Source organism: Bradyrhizobium sp. 27S5 (assembly GCF_037217225.1).
Classification (GTDB): Bacteria; Pseudomonadota; Alphaproteobacteria; order Rhizobiales; family Xanthobacteraceae; genus Bradyrhizobium; species Bradyrhizobium septentrionale.
Window position 1 is genome coordinate 5,837,352 of sequence record NZ_CP147714.1, and the last position, 12,344, is coordinate 5,849,695.

14 protein-coding genes and 1 pseudogene are annotated in these 12,344 nt (G+C 60.2%); 8 read left to right on the forward strand and 7 right to left on the reverse strand.

Annotated elements, in window-relative coordinates; all coding sequences use genetic code 11:
• Positions 1-173: 173 nt before the first annotated feature.
• Positions 174-455 carry a DUF72 domain-containing protein gene (locus WDM24_RS27565; RefSeq protein WP_338832455.1) on the forward strand — a complete coding sequence of 94 codons (282 nt, stop codon included), beginning with the start codon at positions 174-176 and terminating at the stop codon, positions 453-455.
• Positions 439-975: pseudogene (locus WDM24_RS27570) on the forward strand (DUF72 domain-containing protein); the annotation flags it as partial. The gene WDM24_RS27565 and the pseudogene WDM24_RS27570, both read left to right, overlap by 17 nt.
• On the opposite strand, the gene WDM24_RS27575 reads toward WDM24_RS27570, so the two are convergent.
• From WDM24_RS27575 to WDM24_RS27590, 4 genes are read right to left on the reverse strand one after another with little or no spacing between them, the layout of a single operon-like run.
• A complete protein-coding gene (locus WDM24_RS27575; RefSeq protein ID WP_338827981.1) occupies positions 972-1,697 on the reverse strand; it encodes a hypothetical protein in 726 nt (241 codons plus the stop codon). The pseudogene WDM24_RS27570 and the gene WDM24_RS27575 overlap by 4 nt on opposite strands.
• Positions 1,694-2,089, reverse strand: coding sequence for a phage holin family protein (locus WDM24_RS27580; protein ID WP_338827983.1), 396 nt, complete (start codon positions 2,087-2,089; stop codon positions 1,694-1,696). Before WDM24_RS27580 ends, WDM24_RS27575 begins: the two co-directional genes overlap by 4 nt.
• Positions 2,086-2,628, reverse strand: a complete 543-nt coding sequence (locus WDM24_RS27585; protein ID WP_166298185.1) for a hypothetical protein — start codon at positions 2,626-2,628, stop codon at positions 2,086-2,088. Before WDM24_RS27585 ends, WDM24_RS27580 begins: the two co-directional genes overlap by 4 nt.
• Positions 2,625-3,626 (reverse strand): DUF3618 domain-containing protein, encoded by a 1,002-nt coding sequence (locus WDM24_RS27590; RefSeq protein WP_166297943.1) that lies wholly within the window; start codon positions 3,624-3,626, stop codon positions 2,625-2,627. The genes WDM24_RS27585 and WDM24_RS27590 overlap by 4 nt, the downstream gene beginning before the upstream one ends.
• A 1,073-nt stretch (positions 3,627-4,699) precedes the next feature.
• Here WDM24_RS27590 and WDM24_RS27595 point away from each other — a divergent pair.
• The gene (locus WDM24_RS27595; protein ID WP_338827986.1) at positions 4,700-5,152 is read left to right on the forward strand and encodes a YidB family protein; all 453 of its coding nucleotides are present in this window, start codon (positions 4,700-4,702) and stop codon (positions 5,150-5,152) included.
• Positions 5,153-5,169: 17 nt separating this feature from the next.
• The gene (locus WDM24_RS27600) at positions 5,170-5,430 is read left to right on the forward strand and encodes a GlsB/YeaQ/YmgE family stress response membrane protein (RefSeq protein ID WP_166298187.1); all 261 of its coding nucleotides are present in this window, start codon (positions 5,170-5,172) and stop codon (positions 5,428-5,430) included.
• A 1,162-nt stretch (positions 5,431-6,592) separates the two neighbouring features.
• Here WDM24_RS27600 and WDM24_RS27605 read toward each other — a convergent pair.
• Positions 6,593-6,763, reverse strand: a complete 171-nt coding sequence (locus WDM24_RS27605) for a hypothetical protein (protein WP_166298188.1) — start codon at positions 6,761-6,763, stop codon at positions 6,593-6,595.
• 493 nt (positions 6,764-7,256) lie between these two features.
• On the opposite strand from WDM24_RS27605, the gene WDM24_RS27610 reads away from it, so the two are divergent.
• Positions 7,257-8,410, forward strand: a protein-coding gene (locus tag WDM24_RS27610; RefSeq protein ID WP_338832275.1) for an IS3 family transposase whose coding sequence is annotated in 2 segments (ribosomal slippage) — positions 7,257-7,506 and positions 7,506-8,410 — 1,155 coding nt in all. Because the reading frame shifts where the segments join, the coding sequence is not laid out codon by codon here.
• Positions 8,411-8,839: 429 nt separating this feature from the next.
• Here the strand turns inward: WDM24_RS27610 and WDM24_RS27615 are convergent.
• Positions 8,840-10,036, reverse strand: coding sequence for a PHB depolymerase family esterase (locus WDM24_RS27615; RefSeq protein ID WP_338827989.1), 1,197 nt, complete (start codon positions 10,034-10,036; stop codon positions 8,840-8,842).
• 5 nt (positions 10,037-10,041) lie between these two features.
• Positions 10,042-10,458, reverse strand: coding sequence for a CopG family transcriptional regulator (locus WDM24_RS27620; RefSeq protein WP_166298190.1), 417 nt, complete (start codon positions 10,456-10,458; stop codon positions 10,042-10,044).
• A gap of 414 nt (positions 10,459-10,872) precedes the next feature.
• Between WDM24_RS27620 and WDM24_RS27625 the strand changes: the two genes are divergently transcribed.
• The 3 genes from WDM24_RS27625 to WDM24_RS27635 all read left to right on the forward strand — a co-directional run bounded on the left by WDM24_RS27625 (position 10,873) and on the right by WDM24_RS27635 (position 12,294).
• Positions 10,873-11,250 carry a hypothetical protein gene (locus WDM24_RS27625; protein WP_338827990.1) on the forward strand — a complete coding sequence of 126 codons (378 nt, stop codon included), beginning with the start codon at positions 10,873-10,875 and terminating at the stop codon, positions 11,248-11,250.
• Positions 11,251-11,393: 143 nt separating this feature from the next.
• Positions 11,394-11,903, forward strand: coding sequence for a ferritin-like domain-containing protein (locus WDM24_RS27630; protein ID WP_338827992.1), 510 nt, complete (start codon positions 11,394-11,396; stop codon positions 11,901-11,903).
• Between the two features lie 76 nt (positions 11,904-11,979).
• Positions 11,980-12,294 (forward strand): DUF2130 domain-containing protein, encoded by a 315-nt coding sequence (locus tag WDM24_RS27635; protein WP_338832456.1) that lies wholly within the window; start codon positions 11,980-11,982, stop codon positions 12,292-12,294.
• Positions 12,295-12,344: the final 50 nt, after the last annotated feature.

The window sequence follows — 12,344 nt, forward strand, 5'->3', positions numbered from 1 at the left end:
GAGCATGCTCCAGCCACAAAACCGGCACGCCCAATGACGAGATTTAGGAGGGAGGCATGCCGCGCGCGCTGAAAGAAGATAATGGGCCGATTTCCGTCCGCGAAGAGTGGCGCGCAAGGCGGAAGCTTCGCCGGGAAAAGCAGCGCCAAGACAACATCCGTCGCGCGGCCAAGATGCATGCCGCCCGGTTGAAGAGCGAAACGCATACCCCGAGACTCCCCCGCCCGCTGAAACAATCCCTCTACGTAGGATGCTCCGGCTGGCGCTACTGGAAATGGCGGGACTCGTTTTACGAAGGGGTGCCGCAGAACGACTGGTTCGAGCTTTACCTGAAGCGCTTCGACACCGTCGAAATCAACGCCTCGTTTTACTCGTGGCCCACTTGTCGCCGGTGTCCAGTCCTGGCGCCGCCAGCCCGGACGGAAAAAGTTCGTTTACACCGTAAAGGTCTGTGAACTCATCACGCACATCAAGACGTTCAAAGGAACGAAGACGCTGGTGAAGGACTTCGGGATGATCGCCGATATCCTGGGCGACCGGATGGGCTGCTTTCTGTTTCAGCTTCCGCCCAGCTATCGCTCCACTAGGGGCCGGCTCAATAACATTGTCGGCCAGCTTGATCCCGCCCGCCGCAACGTCGTGGAATTTCGGCACGCCAGCTGGTGGAATGAAGAGGTTTACCGCGCCTTCCGAGAGGCAGGCATCATCTTCTGCTCTTGCAGTGGGCCGAGACTACCGGACGTACTTATCCGGACCGCGGATGAAGTATATGTCAGGTTGCATGGTCCCAAGCGCTGGTATCGGCACGACTATCCAAAGGAAGAGCTGACGGTGTGGGCCGACAGGATTAAGGCCAGCCGAGCCAAACGAGCCTGGGTCTATTTCAATAACGATAATGACGCCTATGCGCCGAAAAACGCCAGCGCACTGCGGCGCATGTTGCGAAGCTTTGGGCCGCCAACCTCCGCGGCCTAACGCGTCTTTAGATGCTCACGCACCACATTTGCCCCAGTCCGGCCAGTTTCTTGCAACCGCTCGAGAGTTTCGGTGCCGATGTCGTCAGCTTCAGCCTTGAGCGTGTCGGAGGCTTCGCGCACGCTTTGAGCTACCGCTTCCGCCCGAGCATTCAGGTCCTCTTTGACGCTGTCGCTGAGCTCTCCGGCCCAATTGTTTTCGAATTCTGACCCACTGAACGCGCCGGCAACCGCCGCTCCAACCGTCAAACCTATTGCGCCGATCAGAAGCGGTTGTCTCTCGAGCAGCGCCGAGAAGGACGATTGGACCTGTGCGATCGTCTCCTTTCGCGGCAGCGCATCGCCGAGCTTGCCCAAGTTTTCCTGTGCATAGGTAACGCCTTCATCCAACCCCTGCTTGACTGCATCCGCGGCGCTCGACATGGCAGCCGACGCCGTGCTTTTCGCATCGCGCACGGTGTCGCCCAAGTGTTGTGATAATCCGGCTTCCGTTTCCGGAGCGGTCGGCGGACTGCTCGTGAATTTTGGCGCGCTCGGCCGCAGATTGGCTCCAATATCGGCGAGCGGTGCTGTTGCCCCACTCACCGATTTTGCCGCGTTCTTCAGCGTCTCGTTACCCAACAAGAGCCATACCGCACCTCCGCCGATCAGCGCGGCGGCAAGCGGATTTTCCCGAACCGCGTCCCTCAGATTGTCCAGAAAACCTGATTGTGTGCCGCTCATCTCACCATTTCCTTCACACTAATCTTGTCCTTCTCTAGCTGACGCATCGTTTCGCGAGGCGCCAAATTGCGGGCGTCCAGGCGGTTCATGCCGACGGCGAACAACACGCCGGCAACCGCTCCCGCAACGATCGCTGAGACAAGGTATGAACTCGGCTGCGACAAGCCGGCCGCGATCAAGGCTGCTGACAGCGAAAAAAGCGCCATGACGAGCGCGGGAATGACTAGAACGGCGCCCGCGGCGAAGAAGCCTGCAGCGCTGCCGATCTGCTGCACCTTCTCGCCCGCTTCGGCCTTGGCGAGATCAATCTCATTCTGGAAGAGCTTGGCGAACTGCGAGAGCGCCTCGCCGAGGAGGGTCGAAATCGCCTGAAGATCCGATTGAGTGTTCATGATGCATCCTCGCCGCCCGAGGATGTCTGGCTTCCTGACGCCTTGAAGAAGCGTATTGCGGCGAAGCCAGCGAGCACCGACAATCCGAGAAAGGCAGCCGGCTGCCGTTTCGCGAAGTCGGACGCCCCGTCCACGAGATCACGAAAAGTTCCATTGCGGATCTTCTCGGCAGCGTCTTCGACGTAGTCAGCGGCGGAATTGATGCCGCGCGCGGCAAATGGTGCGTCGCTTTCGAAAGCATGGCCGGCTTGCCGAATGTTTCCGGCGAGCCGGGTTACGAAATCTGCCCCGGAGCGCTGCTGCTCCTCGGCCTTGTCCTGGAAGCGATCCGCGGCTCCCTCCGCCACGTCCCGTGCCGCGTCGGCCGCCTCCTTGAACTTGTCACGCGCGGCCTCGGTTGAGGCCCGCAGCGCATCGCCCGCGCGTTGTTTGACGTCGGCGCCTGCTTCGGCGATTTGGTCCTTCAGAGTGTTAGAGGCGGTCGAGTCCTGCGCCTGAGAAGACGCGGCTTGTCGAATATGGGTATCAAATTCGCTCATGACGATTTCTCTTCGGTTCGAGAGGGATTGAATGCCGCCGTCACCATGTCGTCGGCTGCTTCCTTCAGTCTTTCGGACATATCCCGGGTCATCCGGCTGGCGTGTTTGCCAAGATCCGCATCCGATACGCTCTTCGCAGCCGCATCGGCGGCCGACAGTACCGCGTCCTTGGCCGTCACGAATCCCGACTGAGCTGCCTTGCCTGCCGCACGTTTGGCGCCATCGCTCGCCTCGCCGAGTGCGGAAGCTTCAGCCCTTGTGTTGGGAAGGGAGGCCGCAATAATCGCTCCGATCGCGACCCCCACACCGGCGATCAAGGTGGCGTTGTCGTGGAAGACCTGACGCACGGTTTCCGGCGCGGGGGTCGCCTTTTCGCGCGCGGTCGACCGGGCTCGATCGATGCTATCTTTTGCCGTGTCCGAGGCGGTATCGATGCCTGCTTTCACCCGATCGACGGTCTCGGATACCCGGTCTTTCAGGTCGCCGGCGAGCCCGGTCGCGGCGGCTTGGGCTTCGCTCGCCAGGTCGGCGGCCTTTCGCCCCATTGCGGATATCCCATCCGCCGTACCTTTCCCGAAGGATTGAGCGCGTTCGGCGGCATCACCTCCTAATTCCTTGGCCTTTTCGATCGTTGGCGCCGCCGCCTCAATGGCGCGGTTGCGAACGGTCTTCGACGTCAAGGCAAGGCCGGCACCGATCATCAGTAGGGGGAGTGGAAAACCCCGGGCCAGCCGCAGGACGGGCACCGCAACCGCAGTCCCCGCAGCGATGGTCTGCATCGGGTTTTCCATGGCTTGCTGCTTGAGCGAGTCGAGCCAGCCTTGGGTTTTTCGGCCGACGAACTCGGAGACTTCTGACTTAATCCCCTGCGGAGAAACCTTGTAGCGCAGGCCTTCAGCGGTGTCGGTGATTTGCTCTCTCAGCCGATCGACGGTCGTCGCGAGCTGCGCGCGGCTCCGCTCGGACGCGCGCCTCAATTCCTCAACGGATCTTGTCATGGCTGTCACCGATCTATCGTTCTTGTTTAAAAGCGAACTCACGTTTTGTTGAATCGTTCCTGCGAGAGGCGGCGGTTTACTGGAGTGCGCTTATCAGGCTTGGCCGCTCGGCGAAAAGACTTCTCGGAGTGGAGGCACATCCGTCCCAGATAAATGGCGATGAGCGATAGAGAGCGCGTTGTGACAAAATGCGCCCAGCCCGAGCTCGCGAAACGCTACCGCGTGAATAGCAGCGTGACGATTGCCGGCCACGCCGGTTTTGAGGGCTGCCAGCAAAATGCAAGGGCGGCGACGGGGCCCAGGACGGCATGGGTTTGGATCATGGCGTTGATCTCGGCATGCATTCGATCCAGCGAGTATTACCTGCGCTAAAGAAATTCTCTTCGAGGGCAGTGATAGACGAACGGCGCCGCTCTCTGGGAATTTCACCCTTCCAGCTTGTTGTACGGGTCAATCCACTTGTGCCATCCGGCAAACGCCGACTTATGGCGAGAGCCGCTGTTGTGCTGCGATCTTGGCGAACAGTTCTTCCTTGGTCTTATTGGTCGCTAGCTTGCTGATTAGCTCGCGCTCTTCCGCCTCGACACGAAGTGTTTTAAGTGCGCTTGCATGTCCTTCGGGGGCGGCTTCGGTTTGTGGGATTACAGAGAGCTACGGATTCCAATAGCCGTATAACAAGTGATTAGGGCATAGCGCCTTACCTTCGGTCGTCTGGACTTGTAATCTCACACGGCGTAATCGCAGTTGCTCATATCAACCTGCAGCAATCGCCGGTCTCCTCTTCGGACGATGGGTTAAATATCGCCGTCCCCCGTGGATCGCATATGGTGTCCAAGTGATCGGATCGGCCCCGGCCGAAGCACCATTGGTCAACGTCAAGAAACAGGACGCATCCGGCCTGTGGGACGTGAACAGCGATCAGCTTTGGCGCCTTTGCTGACAATCGTCTCCGTCACCCCTGCATCAGCTTTGAGCCACAGCGGACGTTCAGGACCAGTCCCTTGAGCTCCTCCAGAGGAACCGCCACCGGAATGGAACGTTGGCGCCGCAGTGATCAGCGTCAGGAGGTAATCATGTCTCGTGGAATGCCATCGATGACGGCGTTATTGGGTTTGCTGGCTCTGGCAGGATATCAGAACCGGGACAAGCTCGCGGAGATATTTAGGGGTGCAGGCACCCAGCCCGGCGCGAGATACTCTCAGGGGACACCCTTGGGTGGCCTGCTCGGCAATTTGAGCGGCGCGCTCGCGAGCGGCGGGATCGGGAAGCTATTGAGCGGCGGGCTCGGAGAGCTTGTCGAACGCTTCAATGAAAACGGCCACGGAGATGCCGCTGACTCTTGGGTAAAGAAGGGTCCAAATAAAGACCTTCCGCCCTCTCAGCTTAAGCAAGCTATCGGGCCGGATGTGCTAGCCGCTCTGGAGCACCAAACCGGACTGTCGCAGGAGGAGCTTTTAGCGAGACTGTCGCGAGAGCTTCCTGCGGCTGTTGATCAATACACTCCAGACGGGCAGCTCCCGCATTAAGACGCAAAGGATCTGACATGAGCATTTTGTGGACAATCATTATTGGCTTCTTAGCCGGCGTCATCGCGAAGTTCATCATGCCGGGAGACAACGAGCCGACCGGCTTTATTCTCACGGCCATTTTGGGAATCGTGGGCGCGTTCGTGGCGACCTATCTGGGCCAAGCGCTAGGTTGGTACGGCCCGGGCGAAGGTGCTGGGCTCATCGGCGCGGTGGTGGGCGCCATTATAGTTCTGCTCGTCTACGGCATGGTTGCTGGGCGTCGACGAGCTGTTTAGCGGAAGGGACGTCGCGTCATGGACTATCTGCAAAACGGGGCAGAGCTCCTGAGTCCGATGGCGTCGTTGCTCTCGTTAGCGATAGCGTTTCTGATCGCTAGTATCGCAGGCTGGTACATAGGCACTCTCTTGTTATTGCTCCGCCGCTGACCAGGCACGGCCTCAGCCGCAAAGGCGGCCTGCCATGAGAACTATCTCGCGGCCTCGAAAGCCTTGGGGCCCAAGGTTTGGCGGACCTGGCATCGCGGCATTTTCGTCCACACAATTACGCCCTGCCCCAATCAAGACCCGAGTTCCGGCGGAGAGGGTCGGTAGTATCGCGGCAGGCGCCCTTCGATGACCGGGATGAAGCGCAGCCACGGTGTAACGCCACGGCCCGTGCCCTCACTGTCCGGAACGTTGACACGGGAGAGCTTGGTCGGTTTGCAGCTTCCGCTATCAATTTGCAGGAACGGTGCGGGGCGGGCGGCGTTCCTCACGGATGACCGAACCACTTCCCCCGCTTATGGAAAGCTCGCTTCAAATCGCTTGGGACTTTCTCGGCGGTCTCGACGAGATTGACGATGCTCAGCGAACCGCCGAATTCCTCCTCGGGAGCATCAAGTCCCAGATGCTGAAGGCGAGAGAAGGAGGCTTGTGCTATCGAACCGCGCGATCGACAGTTTCCGTCGGCGGCAAGCGGCCACCAGTAGCGTCGGCACCAGCAAATCAAACCCTTCTATTTTGGAGGCGCGACCGTCGTTTTTGTCGATCCGTCCGGCGCCGGCTGCATCCCTGGCGGACTTTGACCCTGGGGACTTTCCGGCGGGGCTCCGCCTGTGCCTGTGTTGATTGGCCCAGTCCAACCTTGGGGCTGCAATTGACCTTTGTCTTCGGGCGCCGAGCGCCCGGTTGGCGTATTGACATCCCCCTTTGTAGCGGGCTGCGCCGTCGCTAATCCACAGGACAGCACAAGGCATATCGATGCTAATCGGGCTCGCACTGAAACCTCCATCTTCTTGCTGAGCAAACAAGCTGATATGCACCTCAGTTCCTGCGATGGCGCCAAATGTCAGATTGACAGCCGATGCACCCGATCCTTGAAAAAGTCGCTTCTTTGAAATTCATTAACTTTTGAACGGTCGCGATATGGGCAACCATCGCAAGACCGATCCGAAAGCGCTTACCCGGCGGGCTTTTCTTCCGGCTCTTTCGGCTCGTCCCGGTTTTCAGCTGTCCGCTCCTTATCCCCGGGCTTCTTCCCAGCCATGTTGCCGGGATTGAAATGATACTTGCCATCCGGATTTTCGCCGGGCTGCTTCTTATTGGGGTTTTTGTTACTTCCGTCCGTCATATCGCGCGTCCTTCGAAGAGAGGTGGCGTGCCGTGGCACCGGAGCGTCCTGAAGGAGCAACAGGAGGCTTCCCGTTTAGTTCCGGTGAGGTAGCCCCGAACACACATTTCGTTCCCATACGAAGATTCACTCGCCCCCAAAATGTCCTGATCGAAGGTGCCGCACCGCGGTGCTGTTATCGGACGTCCAAATTAGCACCAGGGCTCCAAATCGCGTCGTTTTTTCGGAACGACACGAAGCAGCAAACCTTTCCGCCGCTGGCACTGGACAGCGACCTCTTGGAGATAAACTCGACGAAGGTCCGTCACTATTGGACGGCGAATTCGCCGCGCCCTGAAGTCCAACGCGTGCGATGCTCACGGAACTTTCCTGACGCCGCAAGGGCGACACACTTACGTGAATCTTTGGCACGCTTCGGCGTCTTCCAGCCGTCTGAGCTGCTGCCGGTTTGATGGACACCGAGATTAGGTGTTTCATGAAGCCGGAGGTGGCGATGAAAAGACGGAAGTTCAGCCGCGAGTTCAAGGTCGAGGCGGTCAAGCTGGTGCGGGAACGTGGGGTGTCGGTGGCGCAAGCTGGCCGTGACCTGGATGTTCATGAGAATGTTCTCCGCAAATGGGTGAAGGAGTTGGGCTCCGACCCGGCGCAAGCCTTTCCCGGCCACGGGCAGATGAAGCCGGAGCAGCAGGAGATCGAGCGGCTGCGCCGTGAGGTCGCCAAGCTGAAGGCCGAGCGGGATATCCTAAAAAAGGCCGCAGCCTACTTCGCGAAGGAAGCGACATGAAGTTCGCCTTCGTCGCGAAGCACCGGACGATCTGGCCGGTGGCATGGCTATGCGATGCGCTGGGAGTGTCGCGGTCGGGCTTCCATGCCTGGCTGAACCGCTCTCCCAGCGCCAGATCCCGCAGCGACGAGGAGCTCGGCGGCAAGGTCAAGGCCAGCTTCGCCGCCAGCGACCGCACCTATGGCGCACGCCGGGTGTGGCGTGACCTGCTCGCCGACGGGGCGGATTGCGGCCTGCACCGGATTGAGCGGCTGATGCGCCTGCAAGGCTTGCGGGCGCGGCCGCGACGTCGGCGCTTACCGAAGGACAGCGGCGATCGACAGCTCGAGACCGTACCGGCGAACCTCCTTGACCGGCAGTTCGCCGCCGAGCGGCCGAACCAGAAGTGGATCGCCGACTTCACCTATCTCTGGACGGCCGAAGGCTGGCTCTATGTCGCAGCGGTGATCGACCTGTTCTCACGCCGCGTGGTGGGCTGGTCGATGAGTGCCGCCATGACGGCACAGCTCGTGACGGACGCATTGTTGATGGCCGTCTGGCGGCGCGGCAAGCCGGATGCGCTGTTGCATCACTCCGACCAGGGCAGCCAGTACACCAGCGAGCAGTTCCAGCGCCTGATGGCCGACCACGGCATCGTTTGCAGCATGAGCCGCTCCGGCAACGTCTGGGACAACGCGGCGATGGAGAGCTTCTTCTCCTCGCTCAAGACCGAGCGTACGGCCAACAAGATTTATCAAACCAGAGATGAGGCACGCGCCGATGTGTTCGACTACATCGAACGATTTTACAACACGACCCGCAGGCACTCGACCATCGGCTATCTCAGCCCGGTTGAGTTCGAGCGCAAGGTGGGATTAGCTTAAGCGGGTGTCCATCAAACCGGCAGCAGCTCAGTCGGGCGGACCGAATCCTGCGCCGCCCATTGGGAACGTCTCATCCTAGAGCGAATTGGGTCCAAGACCGGCGTGTCCGCCTCGGTCACGTCGGCCCGAGACGCCCCGTCCCTCGCGGGGCTCTCCTTTCCTGGAGATGTCACGCAGCGGATCGAAGCAATCATAAATCTGACCGCCTTCGCAGGTTTTATCGGTGTGGCGAGCTTTGCAAAACCCTGAACAGAGCCGTTGACGGATTGCGAAACCGGCTCACGATGCTGCACCGATGGATCCGACGCGAGCTCGTGGCGTCTGCTTAAAAGGGACGACTTCAAACCTATATCGTTGGCGAACGAAACCACTTCACCTTCCAATGCCGACCTTCACACTGCCGTCGGAATAGCATTGCCTCGGATTCATCTAGTGTGGCTGCGGATGCTTGAGAAAGAAACGCAGCATCTCCTTCGTTGCGTCCGGTCCCTCTGGATCCGTGTAAGACCCTGCCGGACTACCGCCGGACCAGGCGTGGCCCGCACCGTGGATATTCCAGTGCTCCAGGAACTCAATTTCGCCCTCGGCGTGGATCGTGCGGGTATACTTATGCCCGCCAGGCATCTGCCCGCGGCGCACCTTCTTTTGCGTCTTTGTGCTTCCGACCGCTTGTTCGACAGCCTGGGCCCCGTTGATGGGATGCACGATGGTGTCGCTGTCGCCGTGGAAAATAATGGCGGGGAGCGTCGGCCCGTCCGGAATGGCGCGGCTGCCGGGTCCGCCCCCTTGACGCATGGCGGCGAACGCCGAGGGCATGTCGTCGGCGGCTCCGTAGGCGAGACCGGAATGGATTCCAACCGCCGCGTACAGATCGCTGTAGGTGGCGCCCAGGACCGCCGCAGCGGCGCCTCCGGCTGAGAGTCCGGCGACGAAGATGCGCTTGGGATCGACCGAGTAGTCCTGCATGACTTGGCGGGTGATGCCCGCGATCAGCGAGGGCTCGCCTTTGTCACGGCTCTGGTCGTCCGGGCGAAACCAGTTCCAGCATTTGGACGGATTGGCGCTGCTAGGCTGCGCCGGATAGACCACCAGACACGTTTGTTCTTCTGCGATGAAGTTCATCCTGGTGCCGGCGGCGAAATCGTCCGGCGATTGGGTGCAGCCATGGAGCATCACCACCAGCGGAAGCGGCTGCCCCTGATGGTAACCGCTGGGAATGAAGAGCTTGTAGGTCCGGCTTCCGGCCTTGTCGCTGTAGGAGCCGTCGATGAACTTCGTTCCTTCCGGCGCGATGTCAGTCATCGAAGTGGGCGCATTCTTCGCGCCCTGCAGGCCGAGCCAGGTGCCGTCCTTCGCTCGATTGAACAAGGATCGACGCCGACGTGCCGCGTCAGAGGCAGAGGGCGCCTCTATCGGTGTTGCGCGGTCGGCGTTGCTGACGCCGTTGGCCTTGAGGTCGATGGTGTCCGACGCGCGGCCCGGAAGACTCATGGGGCTTGGGGCCGGCGATGCCGCCGCTGGAGCGCGCTCGCCGCGCAGCATCCGCTGCAGCAGCGCCGTGGCTTCCGTCAGTTGTCCCGCGCGGGTCAACCGGGTGGCTTCGCGGAGCGCGTCTCGGTTCAACATCGGCTTCACCTCGTTCTGTCGGCAAGAGCGGCCTTGACCGCGGGACTGGCATGGAGGGCTCCGAGCACGGAAACCGAAGCGATGGTAGCGCGGGCGAGATCGGCCGTGACGTCCTGCGCGATGGTGGCAAGACCGAGGACGTTGATGTGCAGCATCTCGCCGGCTCGCCGCGCCGCTTCGAGATCCGCGCGTGTGTAATTCCGCAGACCGAGGTCCAGGCCTTTGCGGGCCGTGGACTGCTTGACTACGTCAGCATGTCGCTCGAGCTGATTGCGGATCGCCGTCCGGATGAAGTCCGTACGATTCGAATAGAAACCATCCGTCACCATCAGGTCGATGTGGCCGAGGTCGACATATCCAAGATTGATAGTGATTTTCTCGGATTCCGGAGGCTTCGGCCTGAGTTCAAGCACAGAGGGCATGTGTTTTCCATCCGCAGGACATCTGCTTGGATGGTATATGGAGGCACCTGAACAAGACGCAAGGGCAGCACGGGTGGAACTTTAGGGATTCCGGTACGTCATCACCGCGGCATCGATCGGGCCGCCACTCGCGTTCATTCCCTGCCTGTCGACTACGTCGGGGGCCTATCAGCAGCGATAGATCCTACCTTATCTAGGCTCGAGAAAATGGCTTCGAACAAACCTCGCCGTCCTCTGGATCGCGCTACTGCGTTTGAAGACCCAGCAATCGCTGAAGATGGCCCGCTCGGCTCATGCGTACGTGCGCGGCAGCACGGCGCAATTCTTCTGGCCACCCCCGCAACCAGCTTGCTTGGGAGCGGCATCAGTGCCGCCGGCCAAGGTGCGGCCTCGGCTACCAGTCGATCTGGTCCCATGGACAGCTACGTTGACACTCTACTCCGGCCGGCTTCTCCGTCGGCCCAAGCGCCGGCAAACGACTCGCGCGGAGAACTGCTCAGATTGTTCATGTCGAGTTTCCAGACGGGCGGGGAAATGAAGCCGAACGATCGGGACTACCTTTCCAAGGTCGTGGCAGCGCGAACCGGGCTCGGCCAGGCTGAGGCCGACAAACGCATCAACGATGTCGTCACGCAACTCAAGGCTGACACTGATGCCGCACGAAAGGCGACGGCCCAGCTTGCGTTCTGGCTGACAGCGTCGCTGCTGTTGGGAGCCTTCTGCGCCAGTCTTGCCGCGACCGAAGGTGGTGGCTTGCGGGACGGTACATGGGGGTTCCTACGCCCGGCTTAGACCCGCAATGCACACCTGACAGGAGTAACCAATGCCGATCCTTCTCTGGTTAGTCGGAATACCGATTCCTCTCATCATCCTGATCCTGCTCCTGCGCTGATGCCGGACCTGAATCTCGTAACCTCTCAAACAACGGACACCCCATGGCCAAAAAGGCAATGCTGCTGAGCGACCTCTTCCACGAAACGCTCAAGGACATCTATTTCGCCGAGAACAAGATCGTCAAGACGCTTCCGAAGATGGCGAAGGCGGCTCAGTCGAAAGACCTGCAGAAAGCATTCACCAAGCATCTGCGTGAAACCGAAGGCCAGATCAAAAGGCTCAATCAGGTCTTCAAGATCATCGGCAAGCCAGCACGCGGAAAGACCTGCGCTGCTATCAACGGCATCACCGAAGAGGGGGCCGAGATCATGAAGAACTTTAAGGGTATGCCCGCCCTCGACGCCGGCTTGCTAGCGGCGGCTCAGGCCGTCGAGCATTACGAGATGTCGCGTTACGGGACGTTGCGGACCTGGGCCGAGGAACTCGGAATACCGGATGCCGCTCGGCTGCTGCAGGCAACGCTGGACGAGGAGAAGGCCACGGACTCGGCTCTCACCAAGCTCGCCAAAACCCTGGTTAATGTCGAAGCTGAGCATGAGCTCGCGGCATAAAAAGCCGTATACGTTAATTGCATTCATCGCGATCGCCGGGCTTCGACTGACGCCCGGCGTTTCCGCTGGTTGACTTCTGGAGGTTACCAACGCGCGGACATCGCAAGCTGGTCAGCAGTCTAAGGCTGAACAGGTCTATCAGTATCTGACCGGCGCGCGGTTTAAACAACGGGTTGAAGCCATCGTCGAGCGGTTTAGGGACATGCGTGACGACATCGACAAAGAGCGCAAGTTCATGTTGAAGGCCTGGGCCAAGCGTGAAGCCCAAGTCAGCGCAATGATCGAGTCCACCGTCGGCATGGTCGGTGACCTTCACGGTATCATGGGCCAGGCAATGCCTGAGATAGCCGCGATTGATGAACCGCCGATGTTAGAAGGTAAAGCTGCTTAGCTGGCTAAGGTCGTTAGAGTTCTCGGCTCCGTCTGCGGGGCCGAATTTTT